This window comes from Paraburkholderia caballeronis, assembly GCF_900104845.1.
In the GTDB taxonomy this organism is placed as follows: Bacteria; Pseudomonadota; Gammaproteobacteria; order Burkholderiales; family Burkholderiaceae; genus Paraburkholderia; species Paraburkholderia caballeronis.
This window is the reverse complement of sequence record NZ_FNSR01000002.1, coordinates 220,734-239,837: the sequence shown is the minus strand read 5'-3', so window position 1 is coordinate 239,837 and position 19,104 is coordinate 220,734. Positions and strand designations below refer to the sequence as shown.

The 19,104-nt window shown below is 66.3% G+C and carries 12 protein-coding genes and 1 pseudogene; 4 read left to right on the top strand and 9 right to left on the bottom strand.

What is annotated here, in order from left to right; genetic code table 11:
* Positions 1–17: 17 nt before the first annotated feature.
* The 9 genes from BLV92_RS17570 to BLV92_RS17530 all read right to left on the bottom strand — a co-directional run bounded on the left by BLV92_RS17570 (position 18) and on the right by BLV92_RS17530 (position 11,888).
* Positions 18–1,034 carry an SDR family NAD(P)-dependent oxidoreductase gene (locus tag BLV92_RS17570; RefSeq protein ID WP_090547444.1) on the bottom strand — a complete coding sequence of 339 codons (1,017 nt, stop codon included), beginning with the start codon at positions 1,032–1,034 and terminating at the stop codon, positions 18–20.
* A gap of 127 nt (positions 1,035–1,161) precedes the next feature.
* Positions 1,162–2,454: a diguanylate cyclase gene (locus BLV92_RS17565; RefSeq protein WP_090547442.1), complete on the bottom strand. Its 1,293-nt coding sequence runs from the start codon at positions 2,452–2,454 to the stop codon at positions 1,162–1,164.
* A gap of 1 nt (position 2,455) precedes the next feature.
* The gene (gene cheB, locus BLV92_RS17560) at positions 2,456–3,556 is read right to left on the bottom strand and encodes a chemotaxis-specific protein-glutamate methyltransferase CheB (RefSeq protein WP_090547441.1); all 1,101 of its coding nucleotides are present in this window, start codon (positions 3,554–3,556) and stop codon (positions 2,456–2,458) included.
* A gap of 11 nt (positions 3,557–3,567) precedes the next feature.
* Complete coding sequence (locus tag BLV92_RS17555; protein ID WP_090547439.1) at positions 3,568–5,961, bottom strand: hybrid sensor histidine kinase/response regulator; 2,394 nt, start codon at positions 5,959–5,961, stop codon at positions 3,568–3,570.
* Between the two features lie 18 nt (positions 5,962–5,979).
* A complete protein-coding gene (locus BLV92_RS17550; protein WP_090547438.1) occupies positions 5,980–7,491 on the bottom strand; it encodes a globin-coupled sensor protein in 1,512 nt (503 codons plus the stop codon).
* A complete protein-coding gene (locus tag BLV92_RS17545) occupies positions 7,488–8,051 on the bottom strand; it encodes a chemotaxis protein CheW (RefSeq protein WP_167627109.1) in 564 nt (187 codons plus the stop codon). Before BLV92_RS17545 ends, BLV92_RS17550 begins: the two co-directional genes overlap by 4 nt.
* Positions 8,041–9,597 carry a CheR family methyltransferase gene (locus BLV92_RS17540; protein WP_167627108.1) on the bottom strand — a complete coding sequence of 519 codons (1,557 nt, stop codon included), beginning with the start codon at positions 9,595–9,597 and terminating at the stop codon, positions 8,041–8,043. Before BLV92_RS17540 ends, BLV92_RS17545 begins: the two co-directional genes overlap by 11 nt.
* Before the next feature lie 22 nt (positions 9,598–9,619).
* Entirely contained in the window at positions 9,620–10,156 is a 537-nt protein-coding gene (locus tag BLV92_RS17535; protein WP_090547435.1) for a chemotaxis protein CheW, read from the bottom strand.
* A 220-nt stretch (positions 10,157–10,376) separates the two neighbouring features.
* On the bottom strand, positions 10,377–11,888 hold the full coding sequence (locus BLV92_RS17530; RefSeq protein WP_167627107.1) for a sensor domain-containing diguanylate cyclase: 1,512 nt from the start codon (positions 11,886–11,888) through the stop codon (positions 10,377–10,379).
* A gap of 1,329 nt (positions 11,889–13,217) precedes the next feature.
* Between BLV92_RS17530 and BLV92_RS17525 the strand changes: the two genes are divergently transcribed.
* From BLV92_RS17525 to BLV92_RS17515, 4 genes and pseudogenes are all read left to right on the top strand, one after another.
* Positions 13,218–15,371, top strand: coding sequence for a filamentous hemagglutinin N-terminal domain-containing protein (locus tag BLV92_RS17525; RefSeq protein ID WP_090547431.1), 2,154 nt, complete (start codon positions 13,218–13,220; stop codon positions 15,369–15,371).
* A gap of 38 nt (positions 15,372–15,409) precedes the next feature.
* Positions 15,410–16,870, top strand: a pseudogene (locus tag BLV92_RS32615) (ShlB/FhaC/HecB family hemolysin secretion/activation protein); the annotation flags it as partial.
* Positions 16,859–17,701, top strand: coding sequence for a DUF637 domain-containing protein (locus tag BLV92_RS32610; RefSeq protein WP_425287925.1), 843 nt, complete (start codon positions 16,859–16,861; stop codon positions 17,699–17,701). The pseudogene BLV92_RS32615 and the gene BLV92_RS32610, both read left to right, overlap by 12 nt.
* A 65-nt stretch (positions 17,702–17,766) precedes the next feature.
* Positions 17,767–18,878, top strand: a protein-coding gene (locus tag BLV92_RS17515) for an IS3 family transposase (protein ID WP_090541632.1) whose coding sequence is annotated in 2 segments (ribosomal slippage) — positions 17,767–18,016 and positions 18,016–18,878 — 1,113 coding nt in all. Because the reading frame shifts where the segments join, the coding sequence is not laid out codon by codon here.
* Positions 18,879–19,104 lie beyond the last annotated feature (226 nt).

The following is a 19,104-nucleotide window of genomic DNA, read 5'->3' as shown; positions in this document are numbered from 1 at the left end:
GTCGATCGCCCCGTCGATCAATCAGGAAACCGCACCCCCGTCAGCCGCTCGCTGACTTCCCACAGACGCGCCGCCGCGTCGCGGTCGGCCGCGAACGGCGCGACGCCGTTGCTGCGCTTGCCCGACTGGTTCTCCGCGATCGAAAAGTCCGTTGGGTTCGCGTCCAGCAGCGGCGCGATATCGGAATCGACGCAGAACACGCCGCCCATCCCGTCGAGTTGCGGGCTGGTCGCGCACCACACCTGGGTGGCCGCGCCCATCGGAATCGACTTGATGTCCCGTGCGGGATCGATCAGCGGCGCGCCGTTTTCGTCGATGACGCCGGCGTCGATCAGATCCCGCACCGGCACGTGCCGTTCCAGCCCGGTGCCGGGAATGCCGCCCGGATGCAGCGAGAACGCGCGCACGCCGTCGGCCTGGCCGCGCGCATCCAGTTCGCTGGCGAACAGGATGTTCGCGGTCTTCGACTGGCCGTAACCCGCCCACGGGTTATACGGCCGATGCTCGAAGTCGAGGTCGTCGAACACGACCGGCGAGAAGCGATGCCCCATCGACGAAACCGACACGACCCGCGCGCTCCCGGTTCGTTTCAGCGCGGGCCACAGCCGCGCGGTCAGGCGGAAATGGCCGAGATGGTTGGTCGCGAATTGCAGTTCGTGGCCGTGCGCGTCGAGGGTCCGCCCGGGCAGCGCCATGATGCCGGCGCTGTTGACCAGCATGTCGAGCGGCAGCCCGGACAGCACGAAGCGTTTCGCGAACGCGTCGATCGACGCCGCATCGAGCAGATCCATCGGTTCGACTTCGGCGGCGGGCAGGCTTTCGAGCGACTGCTTCGCGCGCGCGACGTCGCGCGCCGGCACGATCACGCGCGCGCCCGCCGACAGGAACGTGCGGACGGTTTCGCGGCCCAGGCCGGAATAACCGCCGGTGACGATCGCCACCTTGCCGACGAGGCTGATGCCCCGGATCACGTGCGAAGTCGTGGAGGCCGCGGTGAAACCCGATCCGATGGGATGTTGAGGGGTGAGGGACATGGGAGGGTCCGGTAGGTCGAGTGGTGACGCCGCTACCTTAGTCCCGTTGCCCCGGCCTTTGAATGTTCGTCAGTTCGCGATTCATGCGCGAAAGTACGGACCTGCGCGATGGGCGAGCGCGCCGCCTTCAATCCGCCTGAAGCATCGGATTGCCCATCACGACCTGGTTGCGTCCGCCGTGCTTCGCCGCGTACACGGCCTGGTCCGCGATCTTGAACAGCGCGTCGAACGGATACGCGGCCGCGTCGTTCGCGCTCGCCACGCCGATGCTCGCGGTGATGTCGAGGCCGGCGGGCCGCAGCGTCCGCACCGCGTCGAGCAGGCGGTCCGCGCATTGCCGCGCCGTTTCCTCCGCGCAGTTCGGCAGCACCGCGACGAACTCCTCGCCGCCGAAGCGCGCGAGCACGTCCCCTTGCCGGCAGCTTTGCGCGAGCAGCTTGCCGATGCCGGACAGCACGACGTCGCCGGTATCGTGGCCGTGGGTGTCGTTGACCGCCTTGAAGTGATCGAGGTCGAGCACGATCAGGCTGATCGGCTGATGCTCGCGCTCGGCCTGCGCGAACAGTTGCGCGGACATCTCGGCCAGATACCGCCGGTTGTAGAGGCCGGTCAGCGGATCGCGGATGCTGCGTTCGCGCAGTTCGCGGCGCTGTTCGAGCACCTGGTCGAACAACTGCTTCGCGGTGACGAGGTTGCCGACCCGCGCGACGAACTCCTCCTCGATCACCGGCTTGGACACGTAGTCGTTCGCGCCGAGCTTCAGCATCTCGATCTTGCGCGCGGTGTCCTCGCTGGCGGACAGCCCGAGGATCGGCGTGCGCGAGACCTCGCTTTCCATCGCGCGCACCGCGCGCACGAGGCCGAGCCCGGTGATCTTGCCGGCCAGCACGACGTCGCTGACGATCAGGTCGTAGTTGCCGTCCGGCAGCGCCGCGAGCGCGGCCTCGGCGGTGTCGACGTGATCGACCGTCAGCGACATGCGGGTCAGCATGTACCGCAGCAGCGCGGCGGTGGTCGGGCTGTCCTCGACGAGCAGCACGCGGCCCTTGTACTGGCGTTGCAGCCGCGTGATGTAGTCGCGCAGCGACACCTGCACGTCCGCGAGCCGGGCCTTGTGGAACAGCTCGGTCACGCCGGCTTCGAGCGCGCGCCGCAATAGCGGCTCGCTTTCGTCCGACGTCAGCATCAGCACCGGCAGCAGCCGGTGCGACGCGCGGGCGCGCAGTTGCCGGCAGAATTCGAGGCCGTCCTGGTCCGGCAGATGAAGGTCGAGGATCAGCAGGTCGAAGACCTGCTGATCGAGCGCCGCGCTGCCGTCCGCGGCGGTGCCGACGAACGTCGTTTCGAAGCCGAGCGCGTGCAGCACGTGTTCGATGATGCGCACGAAGACCGGCGAGTCCTCGATGATCAAGGCATGCATGTCAATGCTCCTGATGCGGGGCGAGCGCGGCGCCGAGCCGCGCGGGCAACTGGTCGAGCGGGATCGTCTCGGCGGCCGCGCCGGCGTCGATCGCGGCCTGCGGCATGTTCGGCACGACGCAGCTGTCCGGACTCTGCGCGAGCGTGAGCGCGCCGCGCTCGCGCATGCGCAGCAGGCCCGCGCAGCCGTCGCTGCCCATGCCGGTCATCACGAGGCCGATCGCGCGCGGGCCGCAGGCGAGCGCGACCGAATCGAACAGCGGCGTGGCGGACGGCTGATGGCGCGCGACGGGCGGCGCGTCGGACAGGCGCGCGACGAGCCCGGTCCCGGCGGTCGCCACTTCGAGATGGCGGCCGTCGGGCGCGAACAGCACGTGGCCGGGACGCAGCGGCTCGCCGTCGCGCGCGACCGAGCAGCAGAGCGGGCAGCGATGGTCGAGCCAGTCAGCCAGGCCGGCGATGAAGCCGGGCGAGATGTGCTGCACGATCAGCACTGGCAGGCCGAAGCTGCACGGCAGCCGGGTCAGCAGCGACGCGAGCGCCTGCGGGCCGCCGGTCGATGCGCCGATCGCGAGCAGCTTCGGCGCGAGCGCCGGGCGCGGCGCGGCCGTGGCGCGGGCGGGCGCTGCGCCGACCGGCGCCGCGTCCGACGACGACGCGGCGGGCGGTTCGGCCGGTTCGGCCGGCTGCCGCCGCCGGCGCACCATCGGCACGCCGGCGACGGCCTGCACGGTTTCGGTCAGATGGCGCGCGGCGGCCTGGAAGTCGGCGTGGCCCGGCGCGGGCGGCTTGCGCACGACGGCTGCCGCGCCGTAGTTCAGCGCGCGGAAGTGCACCTGCAATTCGGGGTCGTCGAGGGCCGCGCTGACCACGACGATCGGCGTCGGCGTGCGCTCCATGATGAGCCGGGTCGCCTCGATGCCGTCGAGGCCGGGCATCTGCACGTCCATCGTGACGACGTCCGGGCAGAGTTGCGCCGTCATCGCGACGGCTTCGTTGCCGTCGCGCGCGATGCCCACCACGTCGAAGTGGGCGTGCCGCAGTATTTCCTGCAACAGCAGGGCGGTGCTCGGCGAATCCTCGGCGACCAGAACGCGGGTCATGGGCATATGGGTCAGATCAGTTGATGCAGCGCGTCGAGCAGCGCCTGCGACTCGAACTCGCCCTTCACGATATACGCGTCGGCGCCGGCCTCGATGCCGCGCAGCCGGTCCTCCTCGCGCGCGAGCGAACTCACGACGATCACCGGCAGTTCGCCGTGGCGCTCGCTGTGGCGGATGCGCCCGGTGAGTTCGAAGCCGGTGAGGCGCGGCATCTCGATGTCGGTGATCACGATGTCGAAGTCGCCGTCCTGAAGCAGTTCCCAGCCCATCTGGCCGTCGGTCGCGAGCGTCACCCGATAGCCCTTCGATTCGAGCAGGTTCTTTTGCAGCGTGCGCGTGGTGATCGAGTCGTCGCAGACGAGGATGTGCCGCACGCGCGCGGCCTCGGTCCCGGCCGCTTCCTGATGCGGCGCCAGCGTTTCGCCGCCGAGCCGCAGCGCGTTTTCGACCAGGTCGTCAGCCTGCAATACCATCATGATCTCGCCGTTGCCGTTCAGCGTCGCGCCGCCGATGTTCGGCACCGAATGCAGCGGCGGCGGCAGGCGCTTGATGACGATCTCGCGTTCGCCGAGCACGTCGTCGACGACGAACGCGACCCGCGCCCAGCCCTTCGACACCACGACCACCTGCAACCGCGCGTCGGCGGCGGCCTGCTCGCGCGCGGGCAGCCGCAGCGTCGCGGCGAGGTCGCGCAGCGGCACCGGTTGGCCGGCGAGCATCAGCGCCTGGCTGCCGGCGACCTCGATGACTTCCGCGCGGCCGATCTCGACCACGCGATCGACGGTGATGCTCGGGATCAGCAGATGCTCGCCGCCGACCCGCACGTGCAGGCCGCGATCGGTGGACAGTGTCAGCGGCAGTTCGAGCGTGAACGTGGTGCCGCGGCCCGGCACGGTGTCGAGGCGCACCGAGCCCTTCAGCTTGCGCAGATTCGCCATCACGACGTCGAGGCCGACGCCGCGGCCCGACAGGTCGGTCACGGTGTCCTTGCTCGAAAAACCCGGCCGGAAGATCAGCGCGAGCCGCGCGTCGTCGTCGAGGCGTTCCAGCTCGTCGGCCTGGATCAACTGCTTGCGCAGCGCGATCGCGCCGACCTGGCCCGCGTCGATGCCGCGGCCGTCGTCGCGGATCCGCAGCACGACCTGGCTGCCTGCCGTCGCGACGTCGATCCAGATGTGGCCGGTCTCTTCCTTGGCGGCGGCGCGGCGCGCGTCGGGCGGCTCCAGCCCGTGGTCGATCGCGTTGCGCAGCAGGTGCATCAGCGGGTCGCGCAGCCCGTCGAGCACCGGGCGGTCCACTTCGATCTGGTCGCCGCTCACGTGCAGTTCGGCTTCCTTGCCGAGTTCGCGGCCGATGTCGCGGACCATGCGGGCCATCGGCCGCAGCAGGTTCGCGACCGGCACCATCTGCAGCACGCGGAGGGTGCCTTGCAGCGCCGAACTCAGATGATTCGTGCGGTTGACGGTGGCTCGCATCGCCTTGCCGAGCGTCGCCGTCTCGCGGCGCAACTGGACCAGCTTCGGCAGCGTTTCGCCGGCCACGCGGCGCGTGCCGGCGTCCGCGACGGCCTGCGCGTGCGCCGTCGCGTGGCGCGCGTCGCCCCAGCGGCGCAGTTGCGCTTCGAGCCGGCCGAGCCCGCGTTCGAGGCGCTGCACCTCCTGGAAATGCTCACCCATCGCGATCTTCGCGAGCTGCAAATCCTCGGCCAGCGCCGAGATGTGCTGGAGGCGGCTCGACGGCACCCGCACGATGTCGCCGTGATCGACGCCGCCGGACGGGGCCGCGCGTTCGCGTGGCGGGGGGGAGGCTTGAGCGGAGTCGGGCGTGGCTTCGGACCCGGCGGCGGGCATCGACGTATGCGCGGTCGGCGCGGCGGGCGAAATGGGCGAGGCCGAGGCCGAGGGCGAGGGCGGTGACGGCGTCGCGGCCGGCGGCAGGCCGAAGGCCGTTTCGTCCACCGCTGCCGCCGTCATGCCGTCGCCGCCCGCGCGACTCGCGCCCTCCGCAACCGGCGCCCCGTTCGCCACCGCCTCGCCAAGCCGTAACAGCAGCGCCGGAGGCGCCGCGCCCGACAATCCCGCGTCCGCCAGTTCGCGCAACGCATCGACGCATTGCAGGCTCAGATCGATCAGGCCCGGCTCGACCGGCCGCCCCGCGCGCAGCGCGCTGAACAGCGATTCGAGCTGGTGCGCGAGATCGGCGATGCCGGTCGCGTCCACGCTGCGCGCCGCGCCCTTGATGTTGTGCGCGCAGCGGAACACGCTGTTCAGCGCCTCCTGGCGCTCGTTCCCGTCAGCCAGCTTTTCGAGGCTCAGCAGGCCGTCGGTGATGTGCTGCAACTGCTCGGCCAGTTCCGCCTGGAACGTTTCCTGAAGCAGCCGCAGGAACTCGGGATCGAAACTCATGAGCGTCGCGGTGTCCCGTCAGGGTTCGAGCCGGTAGAGGCGCACGCTGTCGCGCATCTCGCGTGCGAGCGCGCTCAACTGCTCGGCCGACTGCCTCGTCTGCTGGGTCGAATCGACGGCCTGGCGCGTCGCGGTGTTGATCTCGCGCATCGCGGTCGCGATCTGGTCGATGCCGATGCCTTCCTGGCGCACCGCCGCGACGATGTGCTGGCTCGACATCGCGGCCTCGCGGATCGCGGACATCAGGCTCTGCATCGCGTCGCCGACCTGCTGGACCATCTGCGTGCCGCGATCGACGCCCTTGCTGCCTTCCTCGGTCGCCATCACGGCCTTGTCGGTCGCGCGCTGGATCTCCTGGAGAATCGCGTTGACCTGCACCGTCGCCTGCTGCGACTGCTCCGCGAGTTCCTTCACCTCGGCCGCGACGACCGCGAAACCCTTGCCGGCCTCGCCGGCCTTCGCCGCCTCGATCGACGCGTTCAGCGACAGCATCTTCAGCTGCTGCGCGAGGCTGTTGACGGTGCCGGTGATCTCGCCGATCTGGTGGGTCTGCTCGCTGAGCGCGAGGATCTTCTCCGCGATGTCGTTGACCTGCGCGCGCACCACTTCCATGCCGTGTATCGTCTTGTCGACGATCTCCGCGCCGCGCTCGCCTTCGGTGCGGGTGCGGTCGGCGGTGGCGCCGAGCATCTCCGCCTTCTCCTGGGTCTGCCGCGAGATCGCGCGGATTTCTTCGAGCGTGCTGGTGGTTTCGTTGATCGCGGCCGCCTGCTGGTTCGCGCCCGACGACTGGGTCGTGACCGCGTCCTGCAATGCGTTGACCATGCTGGTCAGGCCGTGGCTCGCCGCGTCGGTGCGCGACGCCATCTCGCCCAGGTTCGCGGTCATCTCGTTGAGCCGCACGCCGAGCTGCGCGAGGCCGGCGTTCTCGGGCAGCGCGACGCGGCTGTCGAGCTGCCCGGTCGCGACCCGCTCGACGAACGCGGTGTAGCTGCACAGCGCATCGTTGAGTTCGGACGTGACGCCGTGCACGTAGGTGTCGATCACGAGCTGCGAATCGAGGCTGATGATCTTGTACAACGCCTGGATCGCGTGCTCCTGCCTGCGCGGACGCCAGCGGTAGCGGCGCATGATCAGCGGCACGATCAGCCGCGCGTACAGCGCATAACTGCCGAGGAACCACTGCGGCCCGAGGCCGATGCGGTTGTGCACGACGCCGATCGCGAGGCGCTGCCCGAAATACGCTTCGCCGTATTCGCCGCAGAACATGTCGAGCAGATAGCCGCGCTGCTTCGCCTTGAGCCGGTCCACCGTGGAGCCCGCGCGCTGGATGATGTCGATCAGCTCCGGATGCAGCGCAACGTTGTGATAGAACGCATCGACGATGCGGTCCGCATGCGGCTCGATCACGGGCGCGAGTTCGCGCAGCAGCCGCGCGTCGAGTTCCGTGAAGCCGATGAAGTGCAGGCGCTGGTCGCGCTCGGTCGCCGACACGCTGAACTGGCGGCCGAAAGGATTTTCCTGTTTCATGCGTGGCGTCCCTCGGAGCAAAGGTCGGTGACGATCCGTTCCATGTCGAGCAGCGTGACCTGCCCCTGTATCAGGCCGCTGACATACGCGGTCGGCAGCCGGCCATGCGGCGGCGGGCCGAGCGCGTCGGACGGATAGACGGCGATGTCGATCGGCGGCTCGACGTTCAGGCCGAGCGTGAGCCCGGCCGCGCTGATCACGACGACGCTGTGGTTCGCGCCGCGCGGCCGGTTCGCCGGATCGAGCCCGAACAGGCGCGCGAGATCGAGCACCGGCAGCATCTGCCCGCGCCGGTTGATGATGCCCGAAAACGCCGGCGGCGCGCACGGCACGAGCGCGATGTCCTCGACCGCGAGCACTTCGTCGACGAGCGCGTGCGCGATGCCGTAGCTCTGCTGCGCGCCGAGCCGGAAGTGCAGATACGGTTCGGTGCGCTGGGGCGACGCGCTCGCGCCCGGGCGCGCGAGATCGAGCGCGCGGCGATGCAGCAGCTTCGCGTCGTCCGGGTTGGCGAGCAGCGCCGCGAGCGGCGATGGCGGCTGGTCGGGATCAGGATTCATGATGGATCGACAGTTCGTTGTCGATGATCTGGGCCATGCGGCCATAGCTCAGATGTTCGGCGCCCTGGAGTTCGCGGTCGGCGGGCGCGTGGGCGACCAGCCGGCGCACCGTCTGCAGGCTGCGCAGGCCGCGTTCGCGGCGGCCCGAGCCGAGCAGCAGCAGGCCGTACTGGTAATGCGCGAGCACGAAGTCCGGTTGCAGGAACAGCGCGCGGCGGAACGCGGCCAGCGCGCGCTCCAGATGGCCGGCTTCCTGTTCGAGCAGCGCGTGCAGGAAGTGCGCGTTGGCGTCGGTCGGCGCGAGCGACAGCGCGCGTTCGCACCAGCGCTGCGCGTCGTCCTGGCGGCCGACGCTGCCGAACGCGCGCGCCGCCGCGAGCGCGCTTTCCGCCTGCGCGCCGAGTTGCGCGGGGTCGCGTTCCGCGATCGCGACGATGTCCTGCCAGCGGCCGCCGGCCTCCAGCGCGCGCAGGTTGGCGATCGACCCGTCCACGCGCGGCGCGGCGGCGGACGCCGGGCGCGGTTCGGCCGACAGCGCGTGTGTGCCGGCGCGGGTCAGCGCGGGGCGGGCGGCGACGCTGCGGCGGCCCGCTCCGGTTGCATCGTCGAAGACGGGCGGCTGCCGGACCGGCGCGAACGCCGGCGCATGCGAAACCCGCTGCACGTAGGGCGTTGGGTGCCGAGTGCCCGGGTCGGCGGACCCGGCCGCGCGCTTGCGATAGAAGCAGGTGCCGGGGCGCAGTTCGGTGTCGAGTCCCGGCACGTGCAGATCGACGAGATCCGACGCGCCGAGCAGCAGCACGCCGCCGGGCGCGAGCGTGTCGACTAGGCGCGTCAGGATCTCGCGTACGCGCTGCGCATCGAAATAGATGAACACGTTGCGGCACAGGATCAGGTCCATCGCGTGCAGTTCGTTCAGCAGCGACGGGAACGTGTCGGCCGCGAGGTTCAGATACGAGAAGCGCGCCATGTTGCGCACCTGCGGCAGCAGCCGGATGCGGCCGTCCGGCCCGGGCGGACCGAAATGCAGCCGGCGCCGGGTTTCGTCGAGTCCGCGCAGGCTCCATGGCGAATAACTGCCGACGGTCGCCCGTTGCAGCGCTTCGGTGTTGAGGTCGGTGCCGTGCAGGTGCAGGTTCCATGCTTCCGGATGCTCGATCAGCTCGCGCAGCATGATTGCAATCGAATAGAGTTCCTGACCGTCCGACGCCGCCGCGCTCCACACGCGCAGCGTGCGGCTGCCGGCGCAGCGCGCTGCGATCAGGCCCGGCAGGAATTCCCGTTCGAGAAACGCCATCTGCGCGTCGTCGCGAAAGAAGTGGCTTTCACCCACGGTGATCTGCGCGACCAGATGCTCGAACACCGGCGCGCTGTCCGACGCCGACGACAGCGCGGCCAGCAGCGCCGCGAGATCCGCGTGGCCGAAGCGGCGGCAGGTGTCGTTCGCGGCGCGCGTCAGCGCCTCGATCTGATGTTCGTGGATCACGAGGCCGACGCGCCGCTCGATCAGCATGCGCAACTCGCGCATCCGCCTCGTGGGGTCCAACGGCGCGCTCGGCATGATCGGTTCAGCCGGGCAATAACGCGGCGAGCAGCGCGTCGATGTCGAGCATGAAGGTCAGGCCTCCGCCGTCGTCGAACACGGTCAGGAACGGCGCGCGGCCGTCGCGCAGCACGTCGTCGACGCGATGCTGGTGATCGTTCACGTGCTTCACGCCGTCCACGTGCTCGACGATCAGCGCGCAGCGCCGGGACGGCGTCCCGCACAGCAGGACCGGCGTTTCCGTCCGGTACGGGAAAACCGGCCGTTGCAGATGCCGCGCGAGATCGAAGACCGGCACCGCGTTGCCGCCGAGATTGAGCAGGCCGATGAAATGCGTCGGCGCGGACGGCACTTCCTGCAACGCCATCAGCGCGAGCACCTTGCTCACGTGATCGAGCGGCAGGCACAGCCGCATGCCGGGGATGTCGAAATACAGCGCGAGCCGCGACGGAGCGTGGCGCGCGCGGGCGCGCCGCTCAGGAGCAGGAGTACCAGGAGGCAAGCCGCCTGGCCGTTCGGCGTTGCTGATCGATTCCAATGCGCGATGGGTCACTGGAAACATCCCGGATGGTGGATCTGCTGTACGGCCGGACTGGGCCTGAGAAGGCGGGGACGCGGTGTTGCCGTGCCATTCCCCGGTATCTGGGCCGATTGTAGCCCAATATTCCGTCGGACCACGAAGTGGCGTCGGGGTTTGCCGGCCGACTTGCCGTCCGATTTGCCGTCCGACTTACCGGCCGATGGAGACGCCGCGGATTCGCGCCAGGGCCGCTGCGGATGGCCTAGGTATCGGCGTCCGACACGACCCGGTTGCGGCCCGCCGCCTTGGCCCGATAGAGCGCCTTGTCCGCGCGTTCCTGGAACTCCGTGGTCGAGCCGGCCGGCGACGGATGAATCACCGCCACGCCGATGCTGACCGTGAACGGCGGAAGCCCCGCATCGAGTTGTTCGCAGGCCGAGCGGATTCGTTCCGCGACCGCCACCGCCTGGGCCGGCGTGGCGTCGGGCAGCAGCACCGTGAACTCCTCGCCGCCGTAACGCGCGGCGAGATCGCCCGGCTGGCGGATGCACGCGGACAGCGTCGCCGCCAGTTGCCTGAGCACTTCGTCGCCGATCGCATGGCCGTAGCGGTCGTTTAGCCGCTTGAAGTGATCGGTGTCGATCAGCAGCAGCGCCAGCGACGAACCCGTGCGCGCCGTGCGCCGCCATTCGCGTTCGAGCATTTCGTCGTAGCGCCGCCGGTTCAGCAGGCCCGTCAAGCCATCCGTGATCGACAGGTGCGCGAGATGCGCCTCGATGGCCGCGCGCCGGTGCAGCTCGCGCCGCAGCAGCACCGCCAGCACCACCATCAGCGCGCAGGTGATGAGAGTCAGGCTGCCGATGATGATCGAGCGGTGCCGCCACGCACCGAACACGTCCTGGGTCGCCAGCGCGACGTCGATGACGAGCGGTTGGCCCGGCACGCGCGCGAAGCGGTTGTAGCGCTCGACGCCGTCCACCGGATCGACCTCCACCATCGAGCCGGAGCCCGTCTGCAACATCCGCTGGAACAGACGCGTTCCGGCCGCGCCGCGGCCGTTGCCGGGCGGATGCTGGATCAGCGCGTGGCCGTCGTCGCTGAGTACGAGCAGTGCGCCGTTGGGGCCGGTGTCGATGCCGGACAGAAAACCGTCGATATACGCTAGCCGCACCGCGATGACGACGACGCCGGCGAAACTGCCGTCCGGGTTGTTCAGGCGGCGGCTGAGCGCGATGCTCGGGTCGCTGTCGCGCAGCCGGCTGCGAAACGGCTGGCTGATGTAGACGCCGAGCCGCGGGTGGTCGCGCTGCGCGATGAAGTAGTCGCGGTCCGCGAGGTTCAACTGCGTATGGGCGGGCGGACTGCTGCGGACGAGATCTCCGGATGCGTCGAGCTGGATCACGCTGCCGACGTAGTCCGTATGGTTGACGATCGACGCGAGCACGCGCGCCTTCGCTTCTTCGGACAGCGCGGCGGTGTCCGGGCCGTGCAATGTTTCCGCCGCGAAATCGAGCGCCAGCATGTAGAGCCGCATGTGCTGGTCCATGTAGCCGATGACGCCCTGAAGCAGGTTCTCCGCCGAACGGTGCGCGCGGTCCCATGTGTCGCGCCGCGCTTCGAGCATCGTCATCGCGGACACGATGATCACCAGCAACGCGGCCACGATGCTGCCGACGAACAGATAACGGGTGATGCCGCCGGATCGAAGCTGCCGGCGCCGGCTGGCGCGCCTTTCGGTCGTCGGTGCGGATGCCTGCGGTCTGGTTGTTGTCATGAAATGGGAAACGGGCATTCACGCGTGCTGCGATCGATTGTGCTCGATTGTTCGCGCTTATCGGCTTGTGCGGAAAGTGGTTGAAAGCCGGACTTGACACGCAATCCGAACTTTGGCCTGCACGTCGTGTGTCGGCGCGGTTTGGCTCGGCTCGGCGAGACGTGGTTTCCCCGGTCGGGTTTTATCGTGGATCTATCTGCGGGTGGAGGATGCGGCGTGAGTGGTTTTTCGATCGGTCGTTCTTGTTGGCCGCTTCGTTTGTTTGCATCGGGTGGAGTGCCGGTCGCGGCGCGACGCTACGTTCGATGAACGCGTGGTTTTTTATTCAGTTGACCTGTTCGTGATTGTCGCCTGAAATTTTTTGGGCAATTGTCAGGGATTGTTAAATATGGGCAGGGTGGTGTGCTAGCTTGGGTTGATCGCGAGCTGAGGAGGGGCTGGTGCTTCAATACAGTGATCGCCTCGTTAACGCTGCCGTAAGGGATGCTGTGTGCCTTGAATAGTGGAAGCCTGGAAAGCGGTTTCTCGATATGGCTCTTGCTGGCGTTTTGGAGCGAACGATCTGCTAAAGAGGCGCGAGGCCACGTAACGTGTCGTTTCGGTTAGAGCACGCGAGGGTTGCAGAGGCGATTCAACGAGCAGCCTGAATTCGTTGTCGATATCTGTGTCATCCTGATCGCCGCATAAGCGATGCAGTGAAGAGGTGGTGACAATAGGCGAGCAAGGTTAATAGCTATCCAAATCAGTTTTTCGAGGTATCTGGTGTTCCATCGGGAAGGGCGTGTTGTTATCCATATTCTACGTGGGCTTCGTTTCTCCGTGGCATCTCAGGACTCGATATTTAATAAGGAATGAAGATAGTTTAATTGCCGATGATTTTTCTTCTCATTGATCTGACTTGTCAAAAAAAAGAACTCGACTCTTCGGCGTCGTGCTGTCGTCATGGATGCCCGCTAGGCGGGCAGTGCCGCGGCCATCGGCTCGGAATTTAATGCATGCATACGGGCAGATTTCCGGCATGCAGTTTGCATAATTTTTTGAGCGAACCTGATTGCGATGCTGGATCTTATGCCATTGAATTATTGATTTCTCATTTTAATCAAATGGTTAAATCGATGTGCATCGGATTTTTCATGTCCGGCTAATCGTTGAGCATGCTTATTTCATCCTCAAATGAGGTGATAAGCATAATGTTTGTGCTGAAGCTAAAGGCCCGATGAATAACTGCCGATAGAGGAGCAGATGGCGAATATGAATTCCTAAAAAGAAAGATCGATTGATCGTTTCGGGGTTCTCCCGCGCTGCATTTGCAAAGCGGGAGGCATAACAATGCAAAACAAAAAGAACATCCGCGCGCGTGGCTATGGCCGGCGCATCGCTTTCCTGTGCGTCGGTTGTACGGTGCTTGTGTCGACGCACCCGCGCGCCGCGGGCATTGTCCCGGACGGGAAGACTCCGACGACGGTGCTGACGTCCGCTAATGGCGCGCAGACGGTCAATGTTGCGCCCGCCGTCTCGGGAGTTTCGCAAAACACGTACCGGTCCTTCAACGTCGGCGCGGCAGGCGCCACGCTGAACAACGTGGGCATCAACGCGCGGACGATCGTCAATCAGGTCACGAGCACCGATCCAAGCCTGATCGAGGGGGCGATCAGGGTAGATGGCTCGCGTGCAAACGTTATTCTTGCTAACCCGAACGGCATCACGGTCAACGGCGGGTCGTTCGTCAACGCCGGTCACGTCGCGCTGACGACGGGGCAGGTCACGCTCGTCGACGTACCGGTTGCGCCGGGTGCATTCCAGCGCAATGTCGCGATCGATACGCGCGATGGCACGGTCGTGGTCGGCCCGGGAGGACTGTCTGGCGCATTGGTGGACCTCGACCTGATCGCGAAGAACGTGCAGATAAAGGGTCCGCTTACCAATACCTTTTCGTCGGCGACGGCGCTGACCCGCATTCTCGCGGGGACGAGTTCGGCGACGCTCAGCACGGGGCCCTCGGCGTCGGACAACGCGAACGACTGGATGACGACGAATTCCAGCGCGTCGCTCGCGACCGCGAAGTCCTTCGCGCTCGACATCACTGCGGCCGGCAGCGTCGCGAGCGGGCGTATCGAACTGATTGTCACGGATGCCGGCCCGGGCGTGCGCAGTGCAGGGGCGCTCAACGCGTCTCTGGGCGACTTTACGCTCAGTTCGAACGGTGCAGTGCAGTTCAATGGCGCGACGGTTGTCGCGGCGGAGAATGCCACATTAAACGTCAGGGATGCCATTTCGCTGCACGATGCGCAGATCAGCTCGAACGGCGGCTCGGCAACCCTGTTGGCAACAGGGCCGATCGGTATCGCTGGAAGCAGCGTCATTGCGAATGGCGGGGTGGACTTGTCCGCAGCCGGCGTCACGATCGGTCCGGATGAGGAGCAAAAAGGTTCGACGATCGCTTCGGCGTCGGCTGGCGTGGTGTTGGACAGCGCCGGCGACATCGTCAACATCGGGTCGCTGGTCCAGGGGCAGGCGCAGACGGCCGGCGACGCTGCTTCCCGAGGCGCCGTTACGCTGGTCGCGGTGGGCAATGTGCTGAACCGGTCGAATCCGCAGGAGTCTCTCGGGATACTCTTCGGCGTGCAGGGCGATGTGGTGATCGAAGCGGCAGGAAACGTCGTCAACGAGAACGCACGGATACTGTCCAACGCCAATGTTGTCGTGAACGCCGGCGGCGACTTCAACAACATCGTCGATCACAGCACCGGCGTGTCAAGTGGCGCGGTGGTCAGCTTTGAGCACGACAGTAGCGGCTTTCTGTTCTTCCGCCATCGCAACAGCGGTTTCGACGTCGTTTATGGTGAGCTTGCCGACGCAGGCGAACTGTCGTATGTCACTGCGGACTCCGGCAACGTGTCGATCGACGCGGCCAACATTGCCAATGTCGGCGGTTCGATTCTGTCGAACGACGGGACCGTTGCGATGACGGCGCGCGGTTCGTTGCTTACGCAGGCCGTGTTCACGGGACAGGCGTCCTATCACCAGTCCTGCTTCATCTTCTGCCGCGCGAGCGCGAGCAGCGACGTGCAGGCGTTCGGCGGCGTGATCGAAGCCGGCGCCGATGTCGCGCTCAAGGCCGGCACGCAGATCACCAATACCGGCGGCACCGTACTTGCCGTCGGCAAGCTGTCTCTCGATGCGCCGCTCACGCTCGCCCAGGCCGTGACCGGTTATAGCGCGATCAACGAGGCGCACGACCTGAGAGCGTGGTTTGGCAACCGGTGGGCCGCGATCTACGCGGCGGATACTGGCGGCCTGTTCGAGGGCGGCTCCGGCGCGGTGCAACTGACGGGCGAAGGCGAGATCGACGGCGGTGCATTTCATGCGCCGGACGGCGTGCATGCGGCTGGCAGCATCGTGACGAAGCGCGCACCGTGGCAAGCACCGGTCAGTATCGGCACGCACAACTCGATCGGGCTCGTATCGTGGTTCGGTCTGTGAGCACGCGATTCGTGCGTTTCGCGCTGTGTGGCAGCGGGTTGATCGCATTGCTTTCGACGACGAACGCGGGGGCGCAGTTCGCTCCGCCGCCTGCGCTGCCATCACTGCCGTCGGCGGCGAGACCGCTGCAGGACCCGGGGCAACGTTTGCTGCAGCAGCAGCGCGACCGACAGCGCAACGACGAACTGCAACAGGCGCCGGCACAGATTTCCGTGCCGGAGAGCGCGATACCCAATCTGCCGCCGGGCGCGGATGTCGAAGCGTTGCCCGACGTCCAGCCGATGTTCAGGATAGACCGGATCGGATTCGCGGGCGATGCGCCGCTCTCGCGTCAGCAACTCGACGAAGTTACCCGGCCGTTCGTCGGCAGGACGTTGGGGCGCAACCGCATCAACCTGTTGTTGCGGCGTCTCACGGAGGCATTCATCGCGGGCGGTTTCATCACGACGCGTGCGTATCTCGGGCAGCAGAATCTGGCATCGGGCACGTTGACGATCAACATCGTGACCGGGCATGTCGCGGCGTTTACGCTCAACGGACAGCCATTGAGGCCACGCAGTGCACAGCCGGGCCGCGTGCCGCCAGCCGGCGGCGGGTTCCTGTCCGATGACGGCACGGCATGGGCATTCGGCAGTTCGCCCGGCGATGTGCTGCGGTTGCCCGACCTCGAACAGGGCGTCGACCAGATCAACCGGCTGCGCCGCAACCATGCGGAGATCCAGATCCTGCCGGGCGAAGCACCGGGCGATTCGATCATCGCGGTGACCAATCGCTACGGCGGCCCATTCTATATCGACGCGGGACTGGACAACTATGGCAGTTCGAGCACGGGCACGATGCGCTATCGCGCGTCGATCGAGGCGGACAACACGATCGGTTTCCAGGAGTCGCTCGCACTCAGCTATGTCGGGTCGGAGAACAGCAATGCGCTGGTGTTCTCCGCGGCGGTGCCGTTCGGCTATCAGACGCTGAGCTATACGACGGCGCTTTCCGAATATCAGCAGTCCATCGGCAACACCGCGTTGCTCGATGGCCGCACGTTCAGTCAGACACTCGGCTGGAACGACGTTCTGGTGCGTTCGGCCACGGGGCGCATCAGTCTCGACGCCACGCTCACGAAGATGCGGACTGAACGTAGCGTGAATGGCATCGAGCTTTCGCCGCAGGATCTTACGGTTCTGCGCGTCGGAGCCAACGGGCTGCTCCGGTTCGCCGCGCACGGCGATCCCGCGGCGGCCACGTGGGACGTGGGCGTCTCGCAGGGTCTGCCGTGGCTCTCCGCCAGTCATGACGGCCCCGATCTCGACGGCAGCGATGCGCACAGCCAGTTCACGATGGGCGATGCAACGCTCACGCTGCAGGCAACCGTGGGCCGGCTCGGCCCGACCTCGTGGGCCTATCGCGGCCGGCTGCGCGGCCAGTATAGCCGGGTCGCGCTGTTCGGCAACGAGCAACTGTTTCTCGGCGGCATGGATTCCGTCCGCGGATTGGCCTCCGGGAACGGGTTTAGCCTCGCTGCGCTGGTTGAAGCCGGGGCAGTCGGAGCGCTTACGGCAGGACTCACCAATGGCATCACATACAACAGTACGACAGGTGAGTTTGGCCTCGGTAATCTCAATCAGGGACTCGACAGTCTTCCCCAGAATGTGAGCACCCTGGGGCAGCTTGCCGGGATAGGCAACATTGGAGAGTCGCTGGGGCAGGTCGCGCAGGCCGGAGAAGTGGCCGCGAGCAATCTGCCGGGACAACTTGCTGCATTGGGGGCGGTGGCGACAATTGACGCTGGGATTCAAACAGGAATTGAAGGCGGTAGTTTTCTGGATAACCTGACGTCGGCGGGCACGAGTAGCCTTGCTGCGGCTGCTGCTTATGCGATCGGCAATGCGCAGCCTGATCTGAACGAGGTGGGATACATTACGGCGCACGGCCTCTTGGGATGCGCCGAAGGGGCAGCGAGCGGAACAGGTTGTGAATCGGGGGCCATTGGGGGAGCAACGAGCGCGTTCCTGTCACCGGCCGTAATTGGTGAGCTTGACCTGACTGGAGCGCAGCCGACCTCGGTGCAGGCTGCGATAACGACGGCGATTGCGATGCTCGCCGGAGGTGGGCTTGCGGGTGCTCTGGGGCAGAACACGGGCGGGGCTGCGACCGCAGCCGGAAACGAGGCGTTGAATAACGCACTAGAGCACGTTCATTCGGATGGGACGACGGGCAAACCGGGTCAGCAGAGTGAGGGCGAGAAGGATGTGGTACAGCTTGTTCCGCCAAGCGGAGGAGCTGGTAATGTCATAGATACTGATGAAGTGCCAACCGTGGCCAAGGGGATGTGACCTGCCGGGCGATTTTCGGACCAGTTGAAAGTTGAGAGAATGGCTTCCAACGGAGAAAGGAAGTCATGAAGAAGAGCCGGTTCACGGAAGAGCAGATGGTCACGATCCTGCGCGACGCTGACAAGGCGCCGGTCGCCGAGGTGGCGAAGAAGCACGGGATCAGCGAGCAGACGATCTACAACTGGCGTCAGCATTTCGGCGGGATGGAGGCAGCCGATGTGAAGCGACTAAAGCAGCTTGAGCAGGAAAATGCGCGACTGAAGAAGATGCTGGCGGAGCGTGATCTCGAACTCGATGTGATGAAGGAGATCAACGCAAAAAAGTGGTGAGCGCGCCCGCTCGCCGTCAGCAGGTTGCCTACGCGAAAGCGCGGGGCCTGTCGGAGCGGCGAGCGTGCGCGCTGATGTCGGTCGCGAGGTCGGCGCTGCATTACGAGTCGAAGCTGGCCGGGCGTGATGCGCCGGTGCTGGCGGCGATGTGTGTTCTGTCGGCACAGTATCCGCGTTACGGTTACCGTCGCATCCAGATTTTTCTGGATCGGCAAGGCCATCCGATGAGCGCCGACCGGGCTTGGCGACTGTGGCGGCTCGCGGGCTTGCAGGTGCCCCGCAAGCGCCCACGCAGGCGGGTGTCTGTGCACCGCCCTCGGCCTCAGCCGGCCACGGCGGCACGGCACGTCTGGGCCTATGACTTTGTGTTCGATGCCTGCGCCAACGGTCAGCAATTGAAGTGTCTGACGGTGATCGACGAATACACGCGCGAATGCCTGGCCATCGATGTGGCAGGGTCGATTCGCTCGGGACGGGTGATCGAAGTGTTGTCACGGCTGGTCAGCCTGCATGGTGCACCGCGTTATCTGCGTTCGGACAACGGGCCGGAGTTCGTGTCACGCGCCATTCTGAAATGGGCTGCCCAGAACGGCATGGATATGGCGTTGAGCGATCCCGGCAAGCCATGGCAGAACGGCGCTGACGAGAGCTTCAACGGCAAGTTCAGGGACGAATGTCTGAGCCAGGAATGGTTTCGGACACGGGTCGAAGCCAAGGTCGTAATTGAGCAATGGCGGCGTCACTACAATGCAATCCGGCCGCATTCGAGCCTGGCCTACCTGACGCCCAACGAGTTTAAGCAGCGACATTGTTCAACTAAAGCAACCGAGGCCGTTCTCCAAGATTGAAACGGTCCGAAGAAATCAGGCAGGTCAGATGGCCGTAGGAGCCGCGGCTGGGGCCACAAATAACACTCTGAATTTCTCTCAGACTACCGCCAGTCCCTGGTTTAGCGCGGAAGGGAGCTTTGCCGGATCTACAATCTCGGATGTTGCGGCTCAGCTTCGAGCCGGAACGTTGTCGCCGTCTGATCTACCGATTCAAACGATTAATATGGGCGGTGACACGCTCATC

Excerpts from the sequence above, each read along its gene's own strand:
- BLV92_RS17570 (WP_090547444.1), bottom strand. The coding sequence starts at position 1,034 with ATGTCCCTCACCCCTCAACATCCCATCGGATCGGGTTTCACCGCGGCC.
- BLV92_RS17565 (WP_090547442.1), bottom strand. The coding sequence starts at position 2,454 with ATGCATGCCTTGATCATCGAGGACTCGCCGGTCTTCGTGCGCATCATC.
- cheB (WP_090547441.1), bottom strand. The coding sequence starts at position 3,556 with ATGACCCGCGTTCTGGTCGCCGAGGATTCGCCGAGCACCGCCCTGCTG.
- BLV92_RS17555 (WP_090547439.1), bottom strand. The coding sequence starts at position 5,961 with ATGAGTTTCGATCCCGAGTTCCTGCGGCTGCTTCAGGAAACGTTCCAG.
- BLV92_RS17550 (WP_090547438.1), bottom strand. The coding sequence starts at position 7,491 with ATGAAACAGGAAAATCCTTTCGGCCGCCAGTTCAGCGTGTCGGCGACC.
- BLV92_RS17545 (WP_167627109.1), bottom strand. The coding sequence starts at position 8,051 with ATGAATCCTGATCCCGACCAGCCGCCATCGCCGCTCGCGGCGCTGCTC.
- BLV92_RS17535 (WP_090547435.1), bottom strand. The coding sequence starts at position 10,156 with ATGTTTCCAGTGACCCATCGCGCATTGGAATCGATCAGCAACGCCGAA.
- BLV92_RS17530 (WP_167627107.1), bottom strand. The coding sequence starts at position 11,888 with ATGACAACAACCAGACCGCAGGCATCCGCACCGACGACCGAAAGGCGC.
- BLV92_RS17525 (WP_090547431.1), top strand. The coding sequence starts at position 13,218 with ATGCAAAACAAAAAGAACATCCGCGCGCGTGGCTATGGCCGGCGCATC.